General features: G+C 55.2%; 23 protein-coding genes. 15 read left to right on the top strand and 8 right to left on the bottom strand.

The features are described 5' to 3' along the window. Positions 1–60: 60 nt before the first annotated feature. Positions 61–1290: a beta-ketoacyl synthase N-terminal-like domain-containing protein gene (locus AC0L7R_RS03035; protein ID WP_473658734.1), complete on the top strand. Its 1230-nt coding sequence runs from the start codon at positions 61–63 to the stop codon at positions 1288–1290. Positions 1291–1378: 88 nt separating this feature from the next. Here the strand turns inward: AC0L7R_RS03035 and AC0L7R_RS03030 are convergent, their stop codons facing one another. Together AC0L7R_RS03030 and AC0L7R_RS03025 are read right to left on the bottom strand one after the other, a co-directional pair. Further along, positions 1379–2017: a hypothetical protein gene (locus tag AC0L7R_RS03030; RefSeq protein WP_473658733.1), complete on the bottom strand. Its 639-nt coding sequence runs from the start codon at positions 2015–2017 to the stop codon at positions 1379–1381. Between the two features lie 84 nt (positions 2018–2101). Then, positions 2102–3178: a LysM peptidoglycan-binding domain-containing protein gene (locus AC0L7R_RS03025; protein ID WP_473658732.1), complete on the bottom strand. Its 1077-nt coding sequence runs from the start codon at positions 3176–3178 to the stop codon at positions 2102–2104. A gap of 432 nt (positions 3179–3610) precedes the next feature. On the opposite strand from AC0L7R_RS03025, the gene AC0L7R_RS03020 reads away from it, so the two are divergent. Next, positions 3611–4399: an enoyl-ACP reductase FabI gene (locus tag AC0L7R_RS03020; RefSeq protein WP_348108914.1), complete on the top strand. Its 789-nt coding sequence runs from the start codon at positions 3611–3613 to the stop codon at positions 4397–4399. Between the two features lie 246 nt (positions 4400–4645). Here AC0L7R_RS03020 and AC0L7R_RS03015 read toward each other — a convergent pair whose 3' ends face one another. Then, a complete protein-coding gene (locus tag AC0L7R_RS03015; RefSeq protein WP_247129651.1) occupies positions 4646–5080 on the bottom strand; it encodes an FKBP-type peptidyl-prolyl cis-trans isomerase in 435 nt (144 codons plus the stop codon). 127 nt (positions 5081–5207) lie between these two features. On the opposite strand from AC0L7R_RS03015, the gene AC0L7R_RS03010 reads away from it, so the two are divergent. The 12 genes from AC0L7R_RS03010 (at position 5208) to AC0L7R_RS02955 (ending at position 16720) form a co-directional block, all read left to right on the top strand. Further along, entirely contained in the window at positions 5208–5885 is a 678-nt protein-coding gene (locus tag AC0L7R_RS03010; protein ID WP_473658731.1) for a haloacid dehalogenase type II, read from the top strand. A gap of 1 nt (position 5886) precedes the next feature. After that, positions 5887–6717 carry an alpha/beta fold hydrolase gene (locus AC0L7R_RS03005; protein ID WP_473658730.1) on the top strand — a complete coding sequence of 277 codons (831 nt, stop codon included), beginning with the start codon at positions 5887–5889 and terminating at the stop codon, positions 6715–6717. Further along, the gene (locus AC0L7R_RS03000; protein WP_473658729.1) at positions 6714–7685 is read left to right on the top strand and encodes a pyridoxal-phosphate dependent enzyme; all 972 of its coding nucleotides are present in this window, start codon (positions 6714–6716) and stop codon (positions 7683–7685) included. Before AC0L7R_RS03005 ends, AC0L7R_RS03000 begins: the two co-directional genes overlap by 4 nt. A 9-nt stretch (positions 7686–7694) precedes the next feature. Continuing rightward, positions 7695–8888 carry an endonuclease/exonuclease/phosphatase family protein gene (locus AC0L7R_RS02995; protein ID WP_473658728.1) on the top strand — a complete coding sequence of 398 codons (1194 nt, stop codon included), beginning with the start codon at positions 7695–7697 and terminating at the stop codon, positions 8886–8888. A 267-nt stretch (positions 8889–9155) separates the two neighbouring features. Beyond that, positions 9156–9953, top strand: coding sequence for a 3-oxoadipate enol-lactonase (gene pcaD, locus AC0L7R_RS02990; protein WP_473660348.1), 798 nt, complete (start codon positions 9156–9158; stop codon positions 9951–9953). Next, positions 9950–10654, top strand: a complete 705-nt coding sequence (locus AC0L7R_RS02985; RefSeq protein ID WP_473658727.1) for an alpha/beta fold hydrolase — start codon at positions 9950–9952, stop codon at positions 10652–10654. The genes pcaD and AC0L7R_RS02985 overlap by 4 nt, the downstream gene beginning before the upstream one ends. A gap of 3 nt (positions 10655–10657) precedes the next feature. Then, entirely contained in the window at positions 10658–11368 is a 711-nt protein-coding gene (locus AC0L7R_RS02980; protein ID WP_473658726.1) for a lyase family protein, read from the top strand. A gap of 22 nt (positions 11369–11390) precedes the next feature. Further along, entirely contained in the window at positions 11391–12596 is a 1206-nt protein-coding gene (locus AC0L7R_RS02975) for an MFS transporter (protein WP_473658725.1), read from the top strand. Positions 12597–12654: 58 nt separating this feature from the next. Further along, on the top strand, positions 12655–13740 hold the full coding sequence (locus tag AC0L7R_RS02970; protein WP_473658724.1) for a zinc-binding dehydrogenase: 1086 nt from the start codon (positions 12655–12657) through the stop codon (positions 13738–13740). A 43-nt stretch (positions 13741–13783) separates the two neighbouring features. Then, complete coding sequence (locus AC0L7R_RS02965; RefSeq protein WP_473658723.1) at positions 13784–15010, top strand: enolase C-terminal domain-like protein; 1227 nt, start codon at positions 13784–13786, stop codon at positions 15008–15010. 76 nt (positions 15011–15086) lie between these two features. Beyond that, on the top strand, positions 15087–15752 hold the full coding sequence (locus AC0L7R_RS02960; protein WP_348108925.1) for a lysophospholipid acyltransferase family protein: 666 nt from the start codon (positions 15087–15089) through the stop codon (positions 15750–15752). Positions 15753–15775: 23 nt separating this feature from the next. Next, entirely contained in the window at positions 15776–16720 is a 945-nt protein-coding gene (locus tag AC0L7R_RS02955; protein ID WP_473660346.1) for a phosphatidate cytidylyltransferase, read from the top strand. 4 nt (positions 16721–16724) lie between these two features. Here the strand turns inward: AC0L7R_RS02955 and AC0L7R_RS02950 are convergent, their stop codons facing one another. The 5 genes from AC0L7R_RS02950 to AC0L7R_RS02930 form a co-directional block, all read right to left on the bottom strand. After that, a complete protein-coding gene (locus tag AC0L7R_RS02950; protein WP_473658722.1) occupies positions 16725–17348 on the bottom strand; it encodes a CAP domain-containing protein in 624 nt (207 codons plus the stop codon). Between the two features lie 75 nt (positions 17349–17423). Further along, entirely contained in the window at positions 17424–17921 is a 498-nt protein-coding gene (locus tag AC0L7R_RS02945; RefSeq protein WP_473658721.1) for a CAP domain-containing protein, read from the bottom strand. A 200-nt stretch (positions 17922–18121) separates the two neighbouring features. Continuing rightward, entirely contained in the window at positions 18122–19660 is a 1539-nt protein-coding gene (locus AC0L7R_RS02940; RefSeq protein WP_473658720.1) for an alkaline phosphatase D family protein, read from the bottom strand. Between the two features lie 180 nt (positions 19661–19840). Beyond that, on the bottom strand, positions 19841–21550 hold the full coding sequence (locus AC0L7R_RS02935) for a hypothetical protein (RefSeq protein WP_473658719.1): 1710 nt from the start codon (positions 21548–21550) through the stop codon (positions 19841–19843). A 904-nt stretch (positions 21551–22454) separates the two neighbouring features. After that, positions 22455–24077: a sigma 54-interacting transcriptional regulator gene (locus tag AC0L7R_RS02930; protein WP_473658718.1), complete on the bottom strand. Its 1623-nt coding sequence runs from the start codon at positions 24075–24077 to the stop codon at positions 22455–22457. A gap of 433 nt (positions 24078–24510) precedes the next feature. Between AC0L7R_RS02930 and AC0L7R_RS02925 the strand changes: the two genes are divergently transcribed. Beyond that, positions 24511–25893, top strand: a complete 1383-nt coding sequence (locus AC0L7R_RS02925) for a CmpA/NrtA family ABC transporter substrate-binding protein (protein ID WP_348108122.1) — start codon at positions 24511–24513, stop codon at positions 25891–25893. The last annotated feature ends 3 nt before the right edge of the window (positions 25894–25896 follow it).

The following is a 25896-nucleotide window of genomic DNA, read 5'->3' as shown; positions in this document are numbered from 1 at the left end:
CTTCTTGCGCCTCTCAGGCAGGGTCGCCTAAACAGGCATGGACTTAAAAAAGGACTGATCATGCGTCGCGTCGTCGTTACAGGCTTGGGGATCGTATCCCCTATCGGAAATAATGCAGACGAGGTTCTGGCCTCTTTGAAAGCTGGGAAATCCGGCATTGAAACCAGCCCCGATATGGTTGAACACGGCTTTCGGTCCCAGATCGCGGGTACTGTGAAGTTGAACGTGGCCGATCACGTGGACAAACGTACGTTGCGGTTCATGGGGCCAGGTGCGGCGTATTCCTACATTGCGATGAAGCAAGCGATTGAAGATGCCGGTCTGGAAGAAGACCAAGTGGTGAACCCGATGACGGGTGTGATTGCCGGTTCTGGTGGTCCGTCTACATCTGCGATGTTCGCGGCCCACAAGGTTGTTGAGAACACCGGTGCTACAAAGCGCATCGGGCCGTTTGCAGTTCCAAAGACGATGTCGTCCACGGTATCTGCAAACCTCGCGACCGCGTTCCAGATCAAAGGTATGAATTTCTCGATCACGTCTGCCTGTTCCACGTCCCTGCACTGCATCGGCATGGCAGCTCAACAAATCGCGCTTGGTACACAAGACACGATGTTTGCGGGCGGTGGCGAGGAACTGGATTGGACATTGTCCTGCCTGTTCGACGCAATGGGCGCGATGTCGTCGAAATATAACGACACCCCTGAAAAAGCGTCCCGTGCGTTTGATGCAGGTCGCGATGGTTTCGTGATCGCAGGCGGTGGCGCGATGGTTGTGCTGGAAAGCCTTGAGGCCGCGCAGGCGCGTGGCGCGAAAATCTACGCCGAAGTGACCGGTTTCTCGGCCACATCTGACGGTGCTGACATGGTTGCCCCATCCGGTGAAGGCGGCGAACGTGCAATGCGCGGCGCTTTGAAAACGCTGCCTGAAGGCCGCAAGGTCAGCTACATCAACGCACACGGCACATCGACGCCAGTCGGCGATGTTGGCGAAATTGAAGCCGTTCGTCGCGTATTTGGCGAAGGCAGCACACCACCTGTGTCATCCACAAAGTCCATGACAGGTCATAGCCAAGGGGCCACTGGTGCGTCCGAGGCTGTTTACTGCCTGTTGATGCTGGAAAACGATTTCATCGCGCCGTCAATCAACGTGGAACATCTGGACCCCGCATTGAAAGCCGAGGAAATCGCGACCGAAGTCGTCGAAAACGCAGGGTTGGACACGGTCATGACGAATTCATTCGGGTTCGGCGGGACAAACGGGTCGATGCTGCTGAGCAAATTCAAGGGCTAAGCCCAACGATCACACGACACAAAAGGGGCACATCTGCAAAGATGTGCCCCTTTTCGCATTATGGGTCTTGGTTAGAAGAACGCACCTTTTACGGGCAACCTTCGCCTTCGCACGTGTAGCTGTCGGAACTGACACGAACCAACCCGAGGTTTTCGGTTTCGACCACAAAGGCACCATCGACAAAGTCTGTCAGAATGCCTTCCAAGCGCGCAGAACCGCCGACCAAGGTGACTTTACCGCCAAAAGCAAAGGGAACTTCGTCGTTACCTTCTTGCGGCAAGCAATCAACACCTGCGCAGTTGACCGTATCGATGTCGATCTTGATTTCGCCGATGTTCGTCGCCAAGACATATTGCCCGTCGACGATATCAATCAGGTGACCCGACAGGGATACATTACCGACTTTGGACGTCAGGGTCACAGGTTCACCCGCCAGTTCAATATGGGTGCCGTCCGGACACGCCGCACCAACACAGGACAGACCGTCCAGCGGAATTGCGATCATGCCGATGGCTGAATCGATTTTGACCATACCATTGGCGACTTCCAGGAATTCGCCCGTGATATCTTCACCGCCTTGGTATTTCAGCGTGACTGTATTTTCTGTTTGCGCAAAGCCTGCAGTCGCGAGGCCACCACACAAAGCAGTGGCCAAGGCGATCGTCTGTGAAAGCCCGCCGAGACGTGCGACCATAGGTTTGGAGTTTGGACTAATTTGAGTGCACATATTTCCATTCCGGTTTGCAGACAGCGCAAATGCGCTGTCCTTGGTTTCGGTTTCTTTGGGCGTACAAGACTGCATGAAACCCGATTACTCGCCGTAGTAGGCTTGGAAACCGGACTGTACGGTTTGGAACCAAACACCGTTGCCGCGGATGTTTTCGAGGCCAGTATTGATCGCTTCCAAGATCGCATCACCGTCTTCGTTGTTTTGTGAAACAAAGACCGTCAAAGCGATGACTGCGTTCACTGCATTGTTCACGGCAACTTCATCTTCGATGTCCAATTTGGACACAAGATCAGCCGCCTGACGCAGTTCCATTTCAACAGCATCGACAGACCCTGCGACCAACTGTTCGAAACAAGCTTCGGGTGTTGCTGGCTTTTCATAGGTCACCGCGTCTTCTGCCACGCCACCAGAGGACATGACGAATGCGCCGTAGCCTTCAGGGATACAGATCGTTTTGCCTTCGAAATCTGCGTAATTTTCGGTTGTACCCAGTGGGTTATCAGCAGATGTAATCAAACCGGTTACGATTTCGTAGACTGGATCAGCAAAGCGGAAGTTGTCGCAGCGCGCTTGCATGTCTTCGGACAGGCCGCCTGCTTCGCAATCAGGTGCGACCCATGGGAATGTGCCGTCGAATGCGCCTGATGGCACCAACACGTCAAGGTGCGAGCCCCAGTCGTTGATGAATGTGATATCGGCTTCGACGCTTGTGTCGACCGTTGCAAGTGCTTCGCGCACCAGCTGTGTCACAACACCGCCGCCGTTTGCGTCTTCGTCCGTGTAAGGTGGGTAGTCGTCGCCAGTCACAAGACCGATTTTCAGCGTTGTCGCTGGTGCGGCAGCTGGGGCCGCAACGGTTTCTTCAACAGCGTCTTCTGCTGGTGCTGCGGCAGCAACGGAGGCAAGCGTGCCGTCTGCACAAGGCAGTTCCAAACGCATCCCTACGGAAATAGAGTTCGGGTTGCGACCGATTTTGCTACGGTTTGCATCCCAGATTTGCTGAAAGTTGATGTCGCCATAGGCAGACCGTGCGATACCGCTCAGTGAATCGCCCGGCTGGACAGTATAAGATTCACACGCCTGTTGCGCCTGTGCTGCACCAGCAGCCATCACAAGAATGGAGCTAGCCACACCCAGTTTCAATTTCGTTCCGATCATTAGTTCACCCTTCATTGATCCCAACAAATAGGCTGCCTGCTGCTTGTGTTCCGACCTCGTTGGACGGTTTGCAAAGTGCATCAGGCGACCTATTCAATCACCGCAGTGTTATGGATCGAATTTGTCTCGTAATTGGCGACAATGCGGTCTGGGCGGGGTTTTCATCAACTCAATTGCAGCAAGATGTGCTGATCAAAGCCACAGTGTTGCCCCAAACAACGCAAAAATGACCATTCCGCCTTTTTTCGCAACGTAAACAGATACTTACGCAAGGTCATTCGTATAGCTGTCGCGGCACCTAAAACGCCCTTGTTTCCTTGTGGTCCTATCAGCTGCCGAATCTGCCGTTCTTGCTGCAATTCAGGCGACATCCCTAAAACTTGACCTCATCCGTCAAACCCGCCAATGAGAATCCAACAAAGGGGACATGACATGACACTTTCGATGCAAGGCAAACGTGGCTTGGTAATGGGCGTAGCCAATGAACGCTCTATTGCATGGGGCATTGCCAAGGCGTTGGCAGAGGCCGGTGCCGAGCTTGCGTTCACGTATCAAGGCGAAGCATTCGGCAAACGTCTTGAACCACTGGCTGCATCTGTCGGGTCCGACTTCATGGTCGATGTTGATGTGACGGACGAAGCGTCGATGGACACCGCATTCGAAGGCATCAAAGAAAAATGGGGCACGATTGATTTTGTGGTTCACGCCATCGCGTTTTCGAACAAGGACGAATTGACTGGCCGGATCATGAACACGTCCCGCGAGAACTTTGGTCGGTCGATGGAGATTTCCTGCTATTCGCTGATCGACGTTGCCCGCCGGTCCCACGCATTGATGCCAAACGGCGGCACGATCATGACGTTGACCTACCAAGGTGCGAACCGTGTGACCCCGAACTACAACGTGATGGGTGTCGCAAAGGCCGCGCTGGAAAGCGCTGTCCGCTACCTTGCCAATGATCTTGGCCCTGACGGTATCCGCGTGAACGCGATCAGCCCCGGCCCGATGAAAACGCTTGCTGGTGCGGCGATTGGTGGTGCACGTCGGACTTACAAGCACACTGGCGAAAACGCACCGATGCGCGCCAATGCAACACTAGAAGCGGTTGGTGGCACAGCTGTTTATCTGGCGTCTGACGCGGGTGCGTGCACAACGGGCGAAATTATTCGCGTCGATGGTGGGTATCACGTGCTTGGTATGCCGCAGATCGACAACCTGTAAGATTATGACGTCGGCCTGTCCGGCGTCATCGTTCCGTCTTGGCAACGGTCTGGGATGTCATCATCGCGGCCGGACCGCTAAACTGAAACCGAAAAGCAACATTTTGGGCAAGTCACGTCGCGCATAAACGCGCAACTCTTACATTAACCGATTGTTAACCATCGCAATCTAGCGATGTGAACATTATCGAGTAGTACATTATTTTGTTTCAATGCCCCGCAGACAACAGGCCTGCGGGGCATTTTTTTAGGCGGGCTGGATCGCGATCATTTCAATCGCAAACGTCAGGTCCTTGCCCGCAAGCGCATGGTTTGCATCAAGGGTAACCTCTGTGTCGGCTACTTCGACGATGGTCACGACCATCACCTGGCCGCCTTCGCCTTGCATCTGCAACTGTGTTCCGACTTCCATCGGGATGTTGTCTGGGAACTGGTCGCGCGGCACAGCCTGCCGGTTTTCAAGGTTCACTTCGCCGTAGGCTTCCGCACAAGGCACATTCACGACTTTCTTGTCGCCAACTTTCATGCCTGGAATGGCTTTGTCCAAGCCCGGAATAATCATGCCGGATCCAACTGCGAATTCCAGCGGATCACGGCCTTCAGAGCTGTCGAAAACAGTCCCGTCGTCCAATGTGCCTTTATAATGGATTTGGACGGTATCGCCCTGTTTTGCCTCTGACATAATCGTCCTTTCAATTTTCAGTCGCCGGACCCTACAGGCACGCGCCGCAGGTCGCAAACCGCTTTGCCCCTTTTCGTTCCCGCCTGTGCATGCCAACGTGCGGCGGGACACGCGACGGAGGGACACAATGCCAATCACCACCTGCATCTTTGATGCTTACGGGACCTTGTTTGACGTGAACGCCGCTGCGCGTTTGGCGGCAGATGAACCCGGACAAGACGCATTGGCCGCCGTCTGGCCCCAGCTTGCCCGCGATTGGCGACTGAAACAGCTGCAATACACATGGCTGCGTGCGGTCGCTGATCAGCACTGCGATTTCTGGCAGGTCACGCAAGACGGGTTAGATTGGGCGATGGAGGCTGCAGGCCTTGACGATCCGATCCTGCGCGAACGTCTGCTTGCCTTATACTGGGAACTGCCCGCCTACGCGGAAGTCCCTGACATGCTGGCAGAGCTGAACAGCCGTGGTATTCAGACCGGCATCCTATCCAACGGATCGCCCGACATGTTGTCGGGTGCGGTCGATTCAGCCGGATTGGGTGAATTCATCACCGCGAACCTGACTGTTGAAAGCGTTGGCGTCTTTAAACCCCATGCGAAAGTTTATGACCTTGTCGAGGCGCATTACGGCTGCGCCCGCGATCAGGTCTTGTTTGTCTCATCCAACGGATGGGACGCTGCTGGTGCTGCGGGCTACGGGTTCCAAACCGCATGGGTGAACCGCGCGGGCGAACCAATTGATCGCCTTTACGCGAAACCGCACCATGTTCTGTCTGACCTAACCACAATTCCGGACCTAACCTGATATGCCTGAATTTCACGCCAAAGACGGCACCCGCCTGTATTACACCGACGAAGGTCAAGGTATTCCGATCCTGTGCCTTGCAGGACTGACCCGCAACGGGCGCGATTTTGATCATGTTGCCCCGCACCTGCCGACGATGATGCCTGTGCGTTTGATCCGCCTGGATTATCGCGGACGCGGGCAATCGGATTGGGCGGATTACAAAACATACACGATCCCGCAAGAGGCCGAAGATGCGCTGGCGCTGCTCGATCATCTGGGGCTGGAACAGGCTGCAATTCTGGGGACATCGCGGGGCGGGTTGATCGCGATGTTCATCGCGGCCACGTCGAAGGACCGCTTGTTAGGTGTAGCGCTGAACGACATCGGGCCGGAACTGGATAAAGCTGGCCTTGATGTCATTGAAAATTACATCGGTCGTCGCCCAGCGCAAAAGACCTACGCAGAGGCCGCCGCATTCCGTGCGAAATCCTGGTCCCACTTTAACGACGTGCCGATGGCGCGCTGGCTGGCTGAGGTTGAAAACCACTACATCGAAACCGACACGGGCCTAGACCTACGGTACGATCCGAAACTGCGCGATGCCGTGCTTGAGGCTGGTACCCAGCCGATGCCCGATCTTTGGCCGCTGTATGATGCGATGCTTGGTCTGCCGCTTTGCCTGATCCGTGGCGAGAATTCTGATCTGTTGTCAGAGGCGACGGCGGATAAAATGCTCGACCGTCGGATCGACATGATCCGCGCTGATATCGAAGGACGTGGTCATGTGCCGTTTCTAGATGAGGAAATGGCATTGGACGCGCTGCACGAATGGCTTGAGGATATGGAATGAACATCGACGCAATCCGCGCTGCTGCCAAACGGATCAACGGCCAAGCGCGGCGCACACCGCTGTTGTCGTCGCCGTTTCTGGACGAAATTGCCGGACGGCGTGTGCTGATCAAACCCGAATGCTTGCAACACACTGGATCGTTCAAGTTTCGCGGCGCGTGGTCTGCTGTATCGAACCTAGGTGACAATGCCCGCAAAGCAGGCGTTATCGCGTTTTCCAGCGGGAACCATGCCCAAGGCGTCGCACTTGCCGCCGCATCACATGGCACAACGGCAGTGATTATCATGCCGGACGACGCCCCGACGCTGAAGATCGAAAACACCAAAGCGCTGGGCGCAGAGGTTATCCTGTACGACCGCGAAAATACCAATCGCGAGGCCTTGGGCGCAGAGATCGCCGATAGCCGTGGTCTGACGTTGATCAAACCTTTCGACAATGCCGATGTGATCGCGGGCCAAGGCACCGTCGGGTTGGAAATTGCCGAAGACGCAAAGGCGCTCGGCATTACCCATGCCGATGTGACCGTTTGCTGCGGTGGTGGCGGGCTGACGTCCGGGATCGCCACGGCTTTGGCTGCTGATGCACCCAACATGGTGACGCGCCCCGTTGAACCTGCTGGATTTGACGACGTGGCGCGATCCCAAGCGTCAGGCCAGATCGAAAAGAACCCATCGCAATCGGGATCAATCTGCGATGCGATTCTGACCCAACAAGCAGGCGATCTGACGTTTCCGATCATCAAGGAACTTTGTGGCCCCGCGATTGTCGTCACCGATGATGAAGCGCTGCAAGCAATGGCGCATGCATTTGAACGGCTGAAGGTCGTCGCAGAACCCGGTGGTGCTGTTGGACTAGCGGCGGCCCTTTTCCATCCTGACGCACTGAACCACGACACAGTGATTGCGGTGATTTCTGGCGGCAATGTAGATGCCCCGATGTTCGCCCGCGCCCTTGCGACCCTGACTTAAGGACAAGACATGACCGAATTTTCAATCGCCAGTTTCAACGTCAAAAACCTGATCGGGGCGGAGCAAGAATACTACCGCTATGAGAAATACACGGTCGAAGAACATGCTTGGAAACAGGCGTGGCTCGCGGATCAACTGCTAAGCCTGTCTGCTGATATTGTCTGCTTTCAAGAGATTTTCGATGAAGCGGCACTGCAAGCGGTGATCGCCGAAGCCGACGCCGCAGGAATCGAAGCGAATGAAGCCTCTGTGCCGGACCCGTCAAAGCGGTACGCACGCAAGGCGATTTTCCGCAAACTGGCTTACAAACCCTATGCGCAGGCCGAACTGGCCTTTGCGCCTAATGTGAACGACGGCGGCCCCGGTGAACGGCGGCCCGGCGTCGCGATACTGTCGCGGTTCGGCTTTGCCGATGCCCCGCAGATTTTGCAGGAATTGCCCGAGCCGATCGAAATCCCGTTCAGTGATCTGGGTGGTGGCGATGGTGGATCATATAAGATCAGCCGCCTGTCCCGTCCGATCTTAAAGGTTCGCATTCCCGTCGGCGATCAAATTGTCAGCGTCTTCAACTGCCACCTGAAATCGAAGCTGGGTGAATTGGATAAACCTGCTGGTGCCGCTTTCCCACCTGCCGCCGATCTGGTGAACTATGATGCCGCCGGACGGGCTCTTGGGTCACTACGTGCAGGGCTGCGACGGATGGCGGAAGCATGGATTCTGCGGCGGGCGATTCTTAATGAATTGACGCAAGGTCGCCCCGTGATGGTTTTGGGCGACTTTAACGACAGCGAACATGCCGTAAGTAGCGAAATAATTACCGGTGAAACGCCGTTTAAAAACTACGCATGGATGCGCAGGCACGACGCGGAACACCAAGGTGATCGCTACAAAGATCACGAAAACGACGCGATTCGGGAACAGATTAACGCGGTCCGACTGCATTCAGCAGAGAAGATGTTCGTGCGAAAATCCGCCCGCGACATGGTCTATACGTCAGCCTTTGGCGGCGTTTTCGAAAGCATCGACCAGATTCTGATGTCCCGTCATTTTGCGCCAGATTACGAGCAACGCATTGGAGACATGGAATATTTTAGCGTCTTCAACGATCACTTGACTGACGGTAGCCATCCAGAAGCCCCGTATAACAAACTTGCCTCTGATCACGGACAAATCATGGCGCATATGCGGTTGCGTGACGGCTAGACCTGGAAATCGGTGGAAATGTCCGGTGATTGCCGCGATGCAACCCTTGGGTTATTTTAGCAAACATGAATGTCCTTTTCGGAAATAAAATAAGCACCCCAAGAGTTGACAGTTCTGTGACAATTTCGTCTTCTGCGCCCGGGAGGGTTATTCACCCCTGTTTACAGGGTCGCTGGATAACGGGAGCAAGCCGCGCGAGGGAGACCTCATTGCGCGGCTTGATTCTTTTTCAAAGCATTCAGAACGAAGGATTCCACGATGCGTGAAATGAAAGTCGACCGCGAAGGTGTGGGTTGCCACGTGCGCATTGACGGCTTGGATGATGCGACTGCGCCGACGATTGTTTTCGCCAATTCGCTTGGGACGACCTTGCATATGTGGGACGGGATCATCCCACTTTTACCCGCAGGATTGCGGATCATCCGTTACGACAAACGCGGACATGGCCAAAGCGACGTGCCAGACGCACCTTACACAATGGGCGCGCTGGTGTCCGATGCCGCCGCTGTTTGTGACGCTTGCGACGTGAAGGACGCGCTATTCGTTGGTTTGTCCGTTGGGGGCATGATTGCGCAGGGTCTTGCCGTCAAACGCCCCGATCTGATCCGCGCCATGGTCTTATCGAATACGGCTGCGAAGATCGGGAATGGCCCGATGTGGCAGGACCGGATCGATGCGGTGATCGACAAGGGGCTTGGGTCAATCGCTGATGTCACAATGGCCCGCTGGTTTAGCCGCGACTATCTGATGTCGCCCGACCTGCCCGCATCGCGTAAGATGCTGACCGATACACTTGCCGCGGGCTACGCGGGCGTTTGTGCCGCGATTGCTGGCACTGATTTTTACACGCCAACCTCTGGCTTGCGCATCCCGACGCTCGGTATCGCAGGGTCCGAAGATGGGGCCACCCCGCCTGATCTGGTCCGCGAAACCGTTGATCTCATTCCGGGGTCGCAGTTTGAGCTGATGCGGCGCGTCGGTCACCTGCCCTGCGTTGAAGCACCAGAGGCTTACGCTAAAATCCTGATTGATTTCATCGCTGCCACCGGCCACATGAACGAATGACTGATTTTCTACTGATACACGGCTCTGCCCATGGTGCGTGGTGTTGGGATCATGTGATCCCGCATCTGACTGCCGCAGGCCACACCGCCCGCGCCATCGATCTGCCGTCACATGGCGACGACCAAACCCCCGCCGCTTTGGTCACGCTTGATATGTACGCAGGCAAGATCAGGGCCGCGATGCATGGCAAAACGGTTCTGGTGGGGCATTCCATGGCTGGTTACCCGATCACCGTTGCCGCCGACCAATCCCCGCATATGATTGATAAACTGATCTATCTGTGTGCCCATGTGCCGGAAGCGGGCAAGTCCATCGCCGATATGCGTCTGCTTGCCGATACGCAGCCTTTGGCGGACGCGATGATCAAAAGCGAAGACGGGAAAACCGTCACGATTGATCCGGACCTCGCGCATGAAAAGTTCTACCATGACGTTGATCCCAGCCTTTCGGATTGGGCGATTGCGCAGTTGTGCCCGCAACCGATTGCCCCGCAGGTGACGGCCTATGCAGGCGGGACACGCACCCATAATCGCCACTACATCCGTTGCCTTGATGACCGCGCCATTCCGCCTGCCTACCAGATCGACCGTACGTCCGATTGGCCAGACGGCACTGTGTCCGAAATGCAGACGTCCCATTCCCCATTCCTATCAGCGCCCGCCGCATTGGCCGCTGAACTGATCCGCATTGCAGAAAGCTAAACGATGACTGCCAGCCTTTACGACAGCCCCACATGGCGCGGGGTGTTTCACGACACTGAACTGTCCCCCCTGTTCACGGATACCGCTGAATTACGGGCCAAATTGCTTGTCATGGGCACGCTTGCTCTTACCCAAGCCAAAGCTAACCAGATCCCTGACGTATCAGCCCAAGCCATCCAGCGCGCCAGCATGGAAGTGCAGGTTGATCCCGCAGCGCTTTCGGCCATGACGGCAGAAACAGGCGATCCCGTGACCGCGCTGGTCGCCGAGTTCGGCAAAGAGATGCAAGCGCCCGAACACGCAAAGTGGATCCATTTCGAAAGCGATCCTGGGCTGACTGCGGCGACAGGCCTGTCTTTACGTCTGCGTCAATCGTTCAAGATTATTGCGGCGCGTCTGGGCCAAGACGAAACGCCAACGTTCTCAGCCTACCACCAAGACGCCGCGATTTCTGACGGCATTGCTGGCGGGTTGGGCTTGCGCGACGGGCACGGCACCGATCCTGTGAAAGACATTCAATCCATCGCGGATTGGATCAGCGACGCTGCCGCTGCGGTTCAGACGCAAACGCCAGCAGATGCCGCGATCCAACATCAGATGCCACATCTGAATGCGGCCCTGCAATCAGCGTCACCAGAAACGGCACCTCTTGTTCAGGCCATGACGTTGCCCCAAATGGTGTTAGGCTTGGGGCGTTTCATCGCCCCAAAGTAATTCTCTGCGGAAAGCCCGATTTATGAACCAGCGCCTTGCGATCACTTTCATCATGCTATCGGTCGTGATGGACTCTATGGGGATCGGGCTGATTATGCCTGTGATGCCTGATCTGATCCGCGAAATTGAAGGCACCGATATCGGCAGTGCCGCCGTCTGGGGCGGAGTTCTTGCGACGATTTTCGCCGTGATGCAGTTCTTCTTTGGGCCCGTCATCGGCAGCCTGTCTGACCGGTACGGACGGCGACCCATTCTGCTGATTTCGCTTGTCGTGATGGCGTTCGATTACGTCTTGATGGCGGTGGCCACGACGATGTGGTTGTTGATTATTGGACGGATCATTGGCGGGATCACTGCGGCGACACAGTCGACTGCAGCTGCTTACATGGCTGATATTTCCAAGCCCGAAGAAAAAGCCGCGAATTTCGGCCTGATTGGTGCGGCCTTTGGGGTTGGTTTTGTGCTTGGCCCGCTGATCGGGGCCGTTTTGGCGCAATACGGGACACGCGCACCGTTCTGGGCGGCAGCAGCGCTGGCCGCAGGTAACGCCACGTTTGGTTACTTCGTCCTGCCGGAAACAGTCACAGACCGGATCAGACGCCCTTTTACATGGCGCAGAGCCAACCCGTTCGGTGCATTCAAACACATCGGCAACCTGCCGGGTCTGCGCCCGATGATGGTGATCCTGTTCGTCTATGCGATTGCGTTCTTCGTGTATCCGGGCGTTTGGGCCTACTACGGGGCGCTTCAATTCGGCTGGTCACCCGGCATGATCGGGATTTCATTGGGCGTTTTCGGGATCGGTATCGCGGTCGTCCAAGGCCTGTTGATCCGTCCGATCCTCGCTAAAATCGGGGAACGCAACGCGGTGATCTTTGGCCTGCTGATCGATGTGTTGGCGTTTGTGGCCTTGGGGTTCGTCACAAACGGATGGGTGGCCTTGGCCATGACGCCGCTGACCGCACTTGGGTCGATCGCCGGACCGGCGTTGCAAGGCATCATGTCGCGCACCGCCGCTGATGATCAACAGGGCGAACTGCAGGGCACAATCGCATCGATCAATGCTGTCGCAACGATCGCGGCACCGCTGATCATGACGCAAACTTTCTTTTACTTCACACGGAATGATGCGACACTTTACCTGCCCGGCGCGCCGTTCTTATTGTCCGCAATCTTGACCCTGGGTTGCATCGGTCTGTTTATTGGTTCGCGCCCCACGACCAGATAAAAAGCTTGCTTATCAATCGCGCCCATTCTTTGCTGCAATCAAACGCAAAGGAGCCGATATGCCCGCAATCAAAGCTGCCGTCTGTCATGCATTCGGCGACCCGCTTACCGTTGAAACCGTTGACCTACGCGCGGCACGAACTGGCGAAATCGAAGTCACGCTGAAGGCTGTCGCGATTTGCCATTCCGATATTTCCTTTGCTGACGGCGCATGGGGCGGATCGCTGCCAGCGGTCTACGGCCATGAAGCTGCAGGTCTGATCACTGGCGTGGGCGACAACGTATCCGGTCTGAACGTCGGTGATGCTGTTGTCGTGACGTTGATCCGCGCCTGCGGGACCTGCCCGTCTTGTTCGTCCGGCAAACCGACGATTTGCGGCACGCCGTACGACGGGGACCACGGGCCTTTGCAAACAGCGGACGGGGGCAAGTTGCATCAGGCGATGGCATCCGGCGCATTCGCTGAAAAGGTCGTTGTGGATCAAAGCCAAGTCGTGAAAATTCCGGCTGACATGCCGATGGACGCGGCTTCGTTGCTGGCATGTGGCGTGATCACTGGTGTCGGGGCTGTCGTCAACGCCGCAAATTTTAAAGCAGGCCAAGACGCCGTCGTGATCGGTGCCGGCGGTGTTGGGCTGAACGCGATCCAAGGTGCGCGGATCGCTGGCGCACGGCGCATTGTGGCTGTGGACATGTCCGAAGAAAAACTGGCCATCGCGAAAGAATTTGGTGCGACGCATGGTGTTTTGGCATCCCAAGACAAACCGTGGAAAGCTGCTAAACAAGCGCTGGGGCGCGGCGCGGACGCTGTGTTTGTGACGGTCGGCGCTGCCCCCGTTTACGATACGGCGCCGCGTTATCTGGCCTATGGTGGCAAGGTGATTATGGTTGGCATGCCCGCAACGGGGGCCGTTTCGCAATACGAACCCGCAAACTTTGCGGCTGTCGGGCAAAGCCTTGTCGGATCGAAAATGGGCGACGTTGTGATCAAACGCGACATCCCTTGGATGGCCGATCTGTACGATCAAGGACGGTTGAAATTAGACGAGTTGATTTCGGGTCGTTGGTCGCTGGACCAGATCAACGAAGCCATTGCAGACACAAAAACCGGCAGCGCCAAACGCAATGTGATCATTTTCGACTAACGACGCGTTTGATTTGTCCGCAACAACCAAGGGTGCCACGTCCATGAAGCTGCAAGACCTTGATGTGATCATAACCGCGCCCCCTGCCCCCGGATGGGGCGGGCGGTATTGGATATTGGTCAAGGTGACGACGGACACCGGCATCACGGGTTGGGGCGAATGTTATGCGTCCTCCGTCGGTCCCGATGCAATGCGGGCTGTGATCCACGACGTGTTTGACCGCCATATGGCGGGCGAAAATCCAGAGAACATCGAGTTGATGTTCCGCCGTGCCTATTCGGCGGGGTTCACCCAGCGTCCCGACCTGACCGTTATCGGCGCGTTTTCAGGGTTAGAAATCGCCTGTTGGGACATTCTTGGCAAAGATCGCGACCGTCCTGTTCACGCGCTTATCGGTGGGCGCATGAACGACCGCATTCGCGCCTACACATACCTGTACCCGCAATCCGGCCATGCCCTGCCCACCTTTTGGTCCGATCCTGATATGGCGGCTGAAAGTGCGGTTCAGGCGGTCGCGCAAGGCTATACCGCCGTCAAATTTGATCCAGCGGGCCCCTACACGATCCGTGGAGGACATATGCCAGCGATGCACGACATCAGCCTGTCTGTCGCATTTTGCAAAACGATCCGTGATGCTGTGGGCAATCAAGCTGATCTGCTGTTTGGCACACATGGTCAGTTTACGACGGCTGGGGCTATCCGGCTTGGCAGTGCAATCGCACCCTATAGCCCGCTTTGGTACGAAGAACCTATTCCGCCCGACACACCAACCGAGTTGAGCAAAATCGCAGCCCAAGTTCCGATCCCCATTGCCGTCGGCGAACGTCTGTCGACGAAGATCGAATTCGCGGATGCCTTGCGCAATGGCGCGTCCATTCTGCAGCCTGCGTTGGGACGATCAGGCGGTATCTGGGAAACGAAGAAGATCGCAGCGATTGCCGAAACCTATAACGCGCAGGTCGCGCCGCATCTGTATGCAGGGCCCATCGAATGGGCTGCTAACGTGCAATTGGCGGCTTCTATTCCGAATATCCTGATGGCTGAAACGATTGAAACACCGTTCCACAATGCGCTGATCAAGAACAGCATCAGAATAGAAAACGGGTATATTCCGGTCCCAACCGCCCCCGGACTTGGTATTGACGTGGACGAAAACCTCGCCCGCGCACATCCGTACACAGACGACGGATTGCATCTGCAAATGCAGGAAGACCCGATCGGGTATCACGGCGTGAATACTTTCGCGGGTGGTGCGCCAGTTAAGACGTGAAAGGGCACGCCCGTTCGGGCGCGCAAAAACTGATAAGTCTCTTTCCAAGATCGACTTATCGCGACAAAGTGGCCGGATGAATATTCTACGCGTTCTTGCCGCGAAAATCGTCGGCCACACTTTACGGCTTTTCGCCCGTTTCATCACCGCAGTGCGTGCCGACTGGCAAGGCATCGAACCGGTTCCGCGCCAACGGGTCTATTACGCGAACCACACGTCCAACGGCGATATGCCGATGATCTGGGCGGTGTTGCCATCTGCATTGCGACGCAGCGTCCGTCCGGTTGCCGCAGCCGATTATTGGCTCAAGAACCCGATCCGCGCCTTTGTTGGGCCAGAGGTGTTTAACTGCGTGCTGGTCGATCGTCGTCCCGAAGTGAACGACAAACCAATGGACAAGATACTAGAGGCGCTGGACGAAGGGTCATCGTTGATCATCTTCCCCGAAGGCAATCGGAACATGACAGAAGACCCGCTGCTGCCGTTTAAGGCGGGCCTATACAACATGGGGGTCGCGCGTCCCGATGTTGATCTTGTCCCGACGTGGGTGGCGAACCTGAACACAATCATGCCAAAAGGCGAAGTGATCCCGTTGCCGTTGATCTGTACAGTGACATTCGGGACCCCTGTGAAGGTCCACGAAGGCGAAAGCAAAGACGCCTTTTTGGCCCGCGCCGCCAAAGCATTGTCGGACTTGCGCCCTGACGCAAACCAACCCGACGATCAGGAGGCGACGTCATGAACCCGACAAGCCTACCGGTCGAAATGACCACGACAACGTCTGACCTTGTCCTTCTGTTCCTTGGCGTTCTGGCCATTTTGTTGGCGCTGACCACATTGGGCGAAGTCCTGCGTGCGCGCCAAGGGATGGGCGAAGAAAGCCCTGTTCTCGAAACCTACATGACACGTGTCCATAGCTGGTGGGGCATCGTCCTATTGGTGGGCCTCGCGTTGATCACGGGGCGCGTTGCGGTCGTCATATTATTTCTCTTCGCAAGCTTCGCAGCCCTGCGCGAATTCCTGACGCTGACGGCAAAACGGCAAGCGGATCACAAATCACTGGCCTTGGCGTTCTTTGCCGTTTTACCGCTGCAATACCTGTTCGTGTGGATGGGTTGGGAAGGCCTGTTTACCGTCTTTATCCCCGTCTACGCATTCTTGCTGCTACCCATCGTTTCAGCCCTGCGCGGTGACGCGAACCGCTACCTGATCCGCGTGGCGGAAACCCAATGGGCGCTGATGATTAGTGTTTTCTGCCTCAGCCATGTGCCCGCCTTGATGACCATTTCATTCGACGGGGTGAACGACAGGTCGGTCTTGCTGATCGGTTTCTTGGTGCTCGTCGTGCAATTCGGGGACCTTCTTGAATACTTCTTTGGCCGCCGAATTGGCAAAACAAAGATCGCACCGGGTTTGTCACCAAAGACATGGGAAGGGCTGGCCTGCGGGGTTGGTAGCGCGGTTCTGATTGGTGCTTTGCTAAGCTGGATCACGCCCTTCGGCGTGTTTGGGGCAATGGCCATGGCGGGCATCGCGTCACTGGTTGGGATGTTCGGCAATCTGGTCTTTGCGGCCATCAAACGGGATCGGGGCGTTAAAGATTGGTCGCATCTTATTCCGGGGCAAGGTGGATTTGTGGACCAACTGGACAGCGTGGTTTTTGCGGCACCGATTTTCTACCATCTAACGCAGTTCTTCTGGGGCAGCTGAACGTCTACTGTTCACGTGCCATCAGCAGAACCCACCGCGTATCGGCCCCTTGTCCGGCGACACCCAGCGCAAAATCCTCTGCGACTTGGTTCGGTAGGCTTTGGTCAAGCATCAGCTGACGGTGCGGTTTCGAATCTAGCCACGCATCTATTACATCCTGATTATTCTGCTGACCCTGTGCGATGTTTTCGCCGGCATAGGCCGCGACATACCCTTCGGCGGCAATCCGTTGCAAAGGTGTCCGACCGTCCTGCGAGATGTGCAAAAAGTAGTTATTGTCGAGCATATCTTGCGCGTGTTTCTGTGCCGCAGCATCCAGACGGGCGTCATAGGTCACCATCGTCAGGCCGTTATCAATCCTGAGACCATTCAGAAGTTCGCCAAAATCAACGTCCGCAACGGCCGTTGTCGGTGGCGTATCCATTAAGGGGCTGACAACTGGGACAACTGCGACGCTTGGATCGGTCGCGATGTCCACCGAGACCTCTTCGACACTTGGATCAGCAGCGATATCCACCGGGACTTCTGCGACACCTGGATCAGCCACAATACCTTTGGCGCCCGAGGTAGTCGATTGACAGGCCGCCAGAGCAACCAATCCGAAGACGGCGATAATAGAGCGATGCATCAAAGAACCTCCTATGGGCGTTTGGCTATGACAAATTTAAAGCATTCCGTCGTTTGTACAAATCGGCACGGCAGATCACCGCTCAACGGCCATCAACAGCACCCACCTTGTGCGCGATCCAACACCGGCGACACCAAGGGCAAAATCTTCGAGACCGTCGGCGACCATCAGGTCGTAATGCGTCGGCGAATTCATCCAACCGTCGAACGCGGTTTCTTGATCCTGTTGACGTCCAGCGATGTTCTCTCCCCAGCCACGGGCGTCATATCCTTCCGCGCGAATGCGATCGATTACGGTGCTGCCATCTAGGGACGTATGCGAAAAGTAGTTGTTGTCTGCCATGTCCTGCGCATGCTTTTGCGCGGCGGCATCAAGACGTGCGTCATAGGTGACAGGTGCGAGGTCCGATGCGATACGCATGCCATTCAGCAACTCGGCAAAGCTGGAATCCTCTATGGATGTTGCGGGCCCTACGATCCCGACTTCATTAGGACCATAGGCGGTCGACGCGATATCAGAGGGGCCTGATGTGACCGACAACCCGGCACCACCACAGCCCGCAAGAAGGGTCATTGCGAATCCAAGACTTTTCCACTGCAACATCAAACTCATCTCCTTCACTGATTCACACATTGGTCAGCGTTGAGTTTGATAGTTGCCCGCAAGTGGGGCGCATTTAGGACGGAAGTCAGGCAAAACCTGTCAGGATTAGTTCCAAGTTTCTAAGCGTGAGAAAGGGGCGGCCCGCTACGGGCCACCTCAGTTCCACGATATCAAATCACCGATTTAGGTTCGAGTTCCACTGACCAAAGTTCGATGTCTGCGCTGTCCATCAGCCGGACAGTCATGACACCCGTGTCAGCCGCGATGTCGACCTTACCGAAGAATTGCAGGCCGTCGCTGGGCGGAAGGTTGGCTTGGCCTTCTTCGGGATGCTTTGCAAAGCGGACTTCGGGACCAAACGTATTGTCATAGGTCGAGGGCCCGAAAGTACCGGCATGCAATGGGCCGGAAACAAATTCCCAGAACGGATCAAAATCCTGGAATACGGCGCGGTCAGGAGAATAGTGATGTGCGGCGGTATAATGCACATCCGCTGTCAGCCAGACGGTGTTGACGATGTCTGCGGTTTTGATGAACGACAGCACTGCGGCGATGTCTTTTTCACGCCCAAGAACAGGTCCGTCGCCGTTCGCCCCGTTTTCCATGTTGGTGTCCCCGTCGCGGACCATCATGCCAATGGGCATGTCAGACGCGATGACTTTCCACGTGGCCGTCGAATTGACCATCTCGCGCTTTAACCACGCCAGCTGTTCGGAGCCAAGGAATGGAGTGCCTTCGGTTTCGGTATTGGCAGTGTTGTCGCCACGATATGTGCGCATGTCGATCACAAAGATATCCAGCAACGGGCCGTAAGACACTTTACGATAGACCCGATTAGGTTCTGACAGAACCTGCCGCGTTGGCATCATCTCGTGGAACGCATGTGCCGCACGAGCCGCAAGAACCTGCATGGATTTCTCGGTATAACGGTCGTCACTGGCCAGCACTTCGTTGGGGTACCAGTTATTTGTGACCTCATGATCATCCCACTGCGAGATCATTGGCACGGCGGCATTAAACGCCTGCACGTTCTTATCCATGTAGTTGTACAAATGCTGACCGCGGAATTCGTCCAGTGTTTCTGCAACTTTGGTTTTGGCCGGCGTGACGACGTTTTTCCAAACCGTGCCATCATCCAAAGCGACCTCTTCCTGAAGTGGTCCGTCAGCATAGACGGTGTCGCCTGAATGCAGGAAAAAGTCGGGCGCATGGCCTTGCATCGTGGCGTAGGTAGTCATGCCACCGCGATCTTCGTCGATCCCCCACCCCTGCCCGGCGGTGTCGCCTGACCAAACAAAGCTGACATCGCGGCTGCCCATAGGGGCCGTGCGGAACGTGCCTGTAGCGGGTTCTGAAAGCGTGCCATCGGCTAGGTCGGACATTGTAACGCGATAGAAAATGTCCTGATCGCTTGGCAGGCCAGTTAACGCCAGCTTTCCGGTGTAATCTGTTGGCGTGCCTACGGCCAAGGCTGGCACCGCACGCGCGTCTGACATGCTTTCGGTGGTTGCCCATTCGACAAGCATCTTTGCCTCGCGGTCAGCGCGGCTCCAGATAACGGCACCGTCATGGGCGACATCGCCCGACATAATGCCGTGGGTGATCATAGGGCGTGATTGCGCCCGTGAAAGTGAAGGCATGGCGACTGCTGCGGACAACGCGGCAGTGCCCAGAAGCGTTTGGCGGCGTGTAAAGGATATACGTGGCATGGATATCTGCTCCTTGATGAGTTGGATATCCAAGACTAGGGGCGCGCGCGTATCAACTTGCTGACAGTGCTGTGACAGATTCACGAATTTCGAAAAGCGCCGAGTTGCGTGATCTGCATCGGTCGAACAGGTTGTTCGCCTATCTCTTATTCAACGCGCAAAATCAGCAACCACTGCGGGTCAGGCCGCGATTTTCATCATTGTGTGCGAATTCACGAAGTCGGCAATCTTAAAGTACCCGGTCCGGCTATAGTGGTCACTGTCTGTGAACTCGGCCGGTGTTAACAATGTGTCGATATCGATGAAGTGTGCGTTGTGGGTTTCTGCGCAGAACTTTCTACACATGTCATTAAAAGCAATGCGCGGTTTCGGATTACGTTCTGCTTGAGGTCCGTGACGGACGGTCGTCCCGATAATAAAGATCGGCGTATCAGCCCGGCGCAGCACATCCGCGACCTGAAAGCATCGGTGTGTCAAATCAAGACGATCATGAATGTCATAGGGGCGGTGCTGCATTGATTTGGCAAAGCGCATCGCTGTTTTTTGATCGCGCATCAGCTGTTGAAACCTGCGGGGTGGAACGCTGCCAAGAAATTCGCTGCCAGGTTCTTTCCCACGGTATTGGAACAACAAATCGTTGGCGAAAGAGAAATACATCGACAGCAAGATCAGATCGGATGACGCCAAGGACTCGTCCAGCGCCACCATGTCATCGGAACCATAGCCGATAAAATTTTTCTGCGTGAATAGACGATTCAAAACGGGATCACGCTGATTCAGAAAGAACCCCACGTCGTCAAAACGGACCAACATGCCGTTGTCGTCCGGCTTGTTGACGAATTCATCACGGTCCGTCCCACAGTAGAATGACACCTGTAGCAAGTCACACCCACCGACCAGACACAGATGTTGCTGCTGTCTTGCCGTCTCGGGGGCATCGAAATCCTTGACGTCCTGGATCCAGTCCACATTTTCATGTGCGTCAATCGGGTTGGCAACTCCGCCAACGGTCTTGAAATCCGGTTTGTTAAGGAACTGCCAAACCCATTGTTCGACCCCCATGTTTAACGTGCGGCATGAAAATGCGAGATGATGCACCACATTGCCGGAATACTTGGCACTGACGCAAAAGAATCCCACGATGCCATAATCCCCGTAGCGATCCTGCACTTCAATCAGGCCCGCGTGGACGCCCGCAGTGTTCAGCAACGTTTGCAGCTGCGCCTTTTCAGCTGGGGTGTTCGCACGCTTTTTGGTGTAGTTAAGCTGGTTCGTACGGTTCAGGATTTCATAGACACGGTCCATCTGATCTTCGACGTCTGTGATCACCTTGACCCTGATCTCGGACTGTCGAAGGAAGTCGGTATTCGACAAACCCGTTTCAGCCTGTTCGACCTGTTTTTCTTCCATCACTTTGTATTGCTTGAGACGACTGTGCGACTTGTCATCCTTGCCTGCCAGTGTAGGCAAATCCATCAACGGCAGGATGTCCTGATTGGCATCAAAGACCATCACGTTCGGATTGAAGAACTGTGCTTCTTCTAAATTGAGGTGATTATCATCGAGAAAGAGCACGTTTTCGTCGCGCAACCCCATCGCAGCAATCATGGCTTTGATCGCTTGGCCCTTCGGCGACCATGCGATGTGTGGGAAAACAAAATAATCCCAAATGTCGAGATCTACCAACGCGGCCTTTGCATCTTCGAAATCGTTCTTGGAACAGATTGAACACATAATCCCGCGATCGACGAGGTCACGGACCATCTGCAAATGCGCCTCGACGGATGAAATACCTTCCTCGGAAAGCGTACCATTCCAAAGGGTTTCGTCTAGATCCCAAACAACAAGCTTCACTTGGTTCGGAATAGATGCACTCAACGCATGAGCCATTTTAGTCAGCGTTCTCATTAGGTTACAGGTCGTAATGCAACTTCTGCGAGACAACTATGGCTTCAAAAAGACAGAATTCCGACAATTCCGGTGATTTTGGAACGTGAGACGGCCGGACAGAGCGCAAACTTTTGCCAATTTGGAGCCAGAAAAACCAGAAGCGTACGAATTCGTGTTTTCGACCCATTTCGTTACAACCTTATAAATCAGGGCATAAAGCTCACCCTGTAAACTACCGCGAAACATGAAGCCTGCGAACGAAACCAACAGCATACGCAAAAATCTTTTTCGGATTATTTTCACTTGTAACAAAAAATGTCCGCACAAAGTGCGAGCGGTAGAAATACTGCAGTTGATGAGATTTGATGAGATCTTCTTTAGCGCATGCAAACCTGTCCGCATGGGCAATCAAGTGTACAGACACTCGAACCAGACCTGTACCGCATCCGTACCGAAGGTCCGCTATGCGGATTTTCCGCCATTCATTTTCGTATTTCGCAGGTGCAGCATTCGTTTACACTCGCGACACGAATTGCTCTGCACTACATCATTTGTCGCCAAACCGGTCATTCGCAAAAGTGGTATCAATAAGAACGAAGAACTTATTTTTACTGCAAACTGATCCAGCCAACGATCCTGTGGACAAAGCGCCAATGCTTTGCCGCGTAGGGATCTTGCTTCGGCCCTCCTTTTGCAGATCAGTCCACTGCAGCCCCAGAACCGCTATTCAATACCAACCATTGCGCCTGGCATCGAAATCCCGCTGGGCGCATTCATGGCAGGTAAACTTAGCCTTTAAAAAGGGTCCGCCCACAGCCTTCCGGATGAGCTGCTTGGCGTTTAGTCATGCGAACCGATGTAGGCTTTGGCGGTCTTCGCGACTTTCTGCACACCCGTCAATCATTCACCAGTCATTTTCATTCAATCCCAGTTTTTTGAGCCTTGAATAGAGTGTTGTCGGCTTGATGCCGAGCAATGTTGCCGCCCCTTTTGCCCCGGAAACCTTTCCATCAGCTTCTTTCATGCAGGCGACGATATTGGCTCGACGGATTTGCTCGACGTCCGCTTCGGTGAGCAAGGCAGACGTCGGCGCTGATCCCGGTACAACCTGGCTCTGGATCTCAACTTGTAACTTGTCGGATTGCGACACGATTGCACCGCGTTCGATGACGTTTGCCAGTTCGCGCACGTTGCCGGGCCAATGGTAGTCTTGCAGTTTTCGCATCGCCCCTTCGGTGACGACAGGGACCTTTCGACCGAGCCGCTTACAGGCAATGCGCAGCAGATGGGCGGTCAGGATCGGGACGTCCTCCGGCCTATCCCGTAAAGAAGGACACAGAATGGGAAAGACCCCAAGGTGCAGCATGAGGTCCTGACGCAAACGCCCTGCCTGCACTTCGCGGTCAACGTTCCGGTTGGTCGAGGCGATCACACGTAGATCAAGGCTGCGGCTGCGATCATCCCCCAATCGGGTCACCACTCTGTTTTGCAACGCATCGAGTAGGTGGCCCTGTAATTCGATGGGAATGTCTGCAACCTCATCAATGAACAAGGTGCCGCCATGTGCCAATTCCAACTTTCCTGGCCGATCCTTGAGCGCACCGGCAAAGGCACCACGGACTTGGCCGAACAACTCACTTTCAATTTTCTCAGGGCTTACAGCTCCAGCTTTAAAGTGGATCATAGGGCGGCGTTTACGGCTGCTTTCGTCATGGACAGCTGACGCCACAAGGGATTTCCCGACACCGTTCTCGCCACGGATCAAGACGCTTGTATCGGTTGGACCTACAAGTTCGATCTGCCTGATGATCTCCTGAATCGCGTCCGAGCGCCCGATAATGTCGTGATGTGCGCGCTCGATGCTGATCGCTTCCTGTAGGTAGGCGTTTTCCTCCTCCAACTGATGATGCAATGCGGCAACTTGATCCATTGCGTCCCGCAGTTTGCGTTCGTTTTCCCAGCGTTCCGTGATGTCGCGAAAGATGACCACCGCACCGACCAATTTGGGTCCGTCGTAGATCGGGGTTGAGACGTATTCTACCCGGATCGGTTTGCCATCCTTACGCCAGAATACTTCGTCTTCGATCCGGTTGACCTGCTCATACCGGAAGGATTGATAAATCGGGCATTCGTGCGACGGATATTGTTCGCCGCTCAGGTGGTGATGGTGAATTTTTGCGTGGATATCGTGACCCAGAAGGTCTTGGGTGGTCCAGCCAAGCATTTCCTGCGCTGCGCGGTTCACAAAGGTTGTTTTGCCATCGGCGTTGACCCCGTAAATCCCTTCGCCAGCGGCGTTCAGGATCAATTGATTTTCGCGTTCCAGATCCGCAAAGAAGCTTTGCGCGCGTTGCCATTCCATCAGGCCGCCGTTGTAGATTTTTCCGGCTTCAACCTCAGCTGCGTGTTGCTCAAGGGTCTCAAGATCAAGCACATGCAAAAGCAGCATGTCCTGACCGTCGTGATGTACAGCCCGCCCCGTGACCTCGCATTGCAGGGGCGATTGGTCCGCATTTTGGAGTGTCACCTGCCGAGTCCAAGCTGTGCCTCGGTGTTGTACCTCTGTGATGAAAACGACGAAGGTCTCCATACCTGCGGCAACGAAGCGGGCGAAGTGCGATCCTGTTAGGGCATCATCCCCTAAAAGTGTTTCAGCCTCTTTCGTCGCGGCCAAAATTTGATCCCGGCCAAGATGAATTAGGATCGTAGGGCCGATTGCGCCAGCGAGAAAGGAATCGTGAGGGAGATCGGTATCAAGCATCCTTTGATGGAGTATAGGCACGCGCCCATGAGCAATACGAAATATCGTAATTTACGAAGTTTCGTAATATTTCATGAGCTATACTTCCATTATTGCTTTGAAATTAATCACAAAATCCATTTTTTGATTTCTTAACGAATGCCTTCAAATGTCGATGCCCCGCTGCCAGCATGGAGAAAATCAACAGCGAGGTTGCAACATGACTGTCAAATCACTGGGTAATCCCTTCTCTTCCGAAACCGATCTGCGGCACGCCGCCGATTGCGGCTGCCACACCTGTAGCGCACCCAAACCTGAGGCTGCGGACAGCATTGATCTGTCAACCTCCGAAGGCATGTTGGAGCGCGCAGTCGAAAGCGCAATTGTGCGGTCGGTCTTTGGACAAAGCGACATCGGGCGCCGGTCTTTTATGGGCATGATGGGTGGGTCGACGATGGCCGCTGCACTGGCGTCCGTGTTTCCACTGAACGAAGCGAAAGCCGCTATCCTCGACAATCTTGGGCCACCTGAAAAGACCGACCTGAACATTGGTTTTGTGCCGATCACCTGTGCTACGCCGATCATTATGGCACAGCCTTTGGGGTTTTATGAGCGTTACGGCCTCAATGCCCAAGTGATCAAAACTGCTGGTTGGGCCGTTGCGCGTGACAAGTCGCTGAACGGGGAATACGACGCTTCGCACATGCTGACGCCGATGCCCTTGGCGATGACCCTTGGGGCGGGTTCGGTTGCGGAACCTTACATCATGCCAGCCGTTGAAAACATCAACGGGCAAGCCATCGTGCTGTCGAATGAACACCTCGATAAGCGTGACCCGAAACAGTGGAAGGGCTTCACCTTCGGCGTGCCGTTTGAGTATTCAATGCACAACTTCCTGCTGCGGTATTACGTGGCTGAATTTGGCCTGGACCCAGATGTCGATATCCAGATCCGCGTTGTGCCACCGCCAGAAATGGTTGCAAACCTGCGTGCCGGTAACCTTGACGGCTATCTGTCGCCTGATCCGTTCAACCAGCGTGCCGTGTATGAAGGCATTGGTTTCCTTCATTTGCTGACGAAAGAAATCTGGGAAGGCCACCCATGCTGCGCCTTTGCTGCACCCCTGTCCTTTGCCACAGAGTTGCCGAACACCTACGGCGCGCTTTTGAAATCGATCATCGACGCGACGCAGTACGCGTCAGCGCCGGAAAACCGCAAGGAAATCTCAGAGGCGATTGCCCCGACCAACTACCTCAACCAGCCGGTGACTGTGATTGAGCAGGTTCTGACAGGAACCTACGCCGACGGCTTGGGCGAGGTGCAGCGTGTGCCCGACAGGATCGATTTCGATCCATTCCCATGGCACTCCATGGGCGTATGGATCCTGACGCAAATGAAACGTTGGGGCTATATCGAAGGCGACGTGGATTACCGCGGCGTGGCAGAGCAGGTCTACCTTGCCGCCGATTGCAAAAAAGTCATGGAAGACCTTGGCTATGACGCACCTGACATCACCTACAAATCGCATACGATCATGGGCAAAACCTTTGATCCTGCGAAACCAGAAGAATACGTCAGCAGCTTCCCAATCGGGAAAGGGTAAGCC

This window comes from Yoonia sp. D2-7, from assembly GCF_055809435.1.
This window is presented reverse-complemented; position numbering and strand designations above follow the sequence as displayed.

Bases quoted from the DNA above. Each gene is read 5' to 3' on its own strand.
- AC0L7R_RS03030 (WP_473658733.1), bottom strand. From the start codon at position 2,017: ATGTGCACTCAAATTAGTCCAAACTCCAAACCTATGGTCGCACGTCTC.
- AC0L7R_RS02925 (WP_348108122.1), top strand. From the start codon at position 24,511: ATGACTGTCAAATCACTGGGTAATCCCTTCTCTTCCGAAACCGATCTG.
- AC0L7R_RS02970 (WP_473658724.1), top strand. From the start codon at position 12,655: ATGCCCGCAATCAAAGCTGCCGTCTGTCATGCATTCGGCGACCCGCTT.
- AC0L7R_RS03035 (WP_473658734.1), top strand. From the start codon at position 61: ATGCGTCGCGTCGTCGTTACAGGCTTGGGGATCGTATCCCCTATCGGA.
- AC0L7R_RS02950 (WP_473658722.1), bottom strand. From the start codon at position 17,348: ATGCATCGCTCTATTATCGCCGTCTTCGGATTGGTTGCTCTGGCGGCC.
- AC0L7R_RS02960 (WP_348108925.1), top strand. From the start codon at position 15,087: ATGAATATTCTACGCGTTCTTGCCGCGAAAATCGTCGGCCACACTTTA.
- AC0L7R_RS02945 (WP_473658721.1), bottom strand. From the start codon at position 17,921: ATGACCCTTCTTGCGGGCTGTGGTGGTGCCGGGTTGTCGGTCACATCA.
- AC0L7R_RS03025 (WP_473658732.1), bottom strand. From the start codon at position 3,178: ATGATCGGAACGAAATTGAAACTGGGTGTGGCTAGCTCCATTCTTGTG.
- AC0L7R_RS02955 (WP_473660346.1), top strand. From the start codon at position 15,776: ATGACCACGACAACGTCTGACCTTGTCCTTCTGTTCCTTGGCGTTCTG.
- AC0L7R_RS02975 (WP_473658725.1), top strand. From the start codon at position 11,391: ATGAACCAGCGCCTTGCGATCACTTTCATCATGCTATCGGTCGTGATG.
- AC0L7R_RS02940 (WP_473658720.1), bottom strand. From the start codon at position 19,660: ATGCCACGTATATCCTTTACACGCCGCCAAACGCTTCTGGGCACTGCC.
- AC0L7R_RS03015 (WP_247129651.1), bottom strand. From the start codon at position 5,080: ATGTCAGAGGCAAAACAGGGCGATACCGTCCAAATCCATTATAAAGGC.
- pcaD (WP_473660348.1), top strand. From the start codon at position 9,156: ATGAAAGTCGACCGCGAAGGTGTGGGTTGCCACGTGCGCATTGACGGC.
- AC0L7R_RS03020 (WP_348108914.1), top strand. From the start codon at position 3,611: ATGACACTTTCGATGCAAGGCAAACGTGGCTTGGTAATGGGCGTAGCC.
- AC0L7R_RS02935 (WP_473658719.1), bottom strand. From the start codon at position 21,550: ATGGCTCATGCGTTGAGTGCATCTATTCCGAACCAAGTGAAGCTTGTT.
- AC0L7R_RS02965 (WP_473658723.1), top strand. From the start codon at position 13,784: ATGAAGCTGCAAGACCTTGATGTGATCATAACCGCGCCCCCTGCCCCC.
- AC0L7R_RS02980 (WP_473658726.1), top strand. From the start codon at position 10,658: ATGACTGCCAGCCTTTACGACAGCCCCACATGGCGCGGGGTGTTTCAC.
- AC0L7R_RS02985 (WP_473658727.1), top strand. From the start codon at position 9,950: ATGACTGATTTTCTACTGATACACGGCTCTGCCCATGGTGCGTGGTGT.
- AC0L7R_RS03005 (WP_473658730.1), top strand. From the start codon at position 5,887: ATGCCTGAATTTCACGCCAAAGACGGCACCCGCCTGTATTACACCGAC.
- AC0L7R_RS03000 (WP_473658729.1), top strand. From the start codon at position 6,714: ATGAACATCGACGCAATCCGCGCTGCTGCCAAACGGATCAACGGCCAA.
- AC0L7R_RS02995 (WP_473658728.1), top strand. From the start codon at position 7,695: ATGACCGAATTTTCAATCGCCAGTTTCAACGTCAAAAACCTGATCGGG.
- AC0L7R_RS03010 (WP_473658731.1), top strand. From the start codon at position 5,208: ATGCCAATCACCACCTGCATCTTTGATGCTTACGGGACCTTGTTTGAC.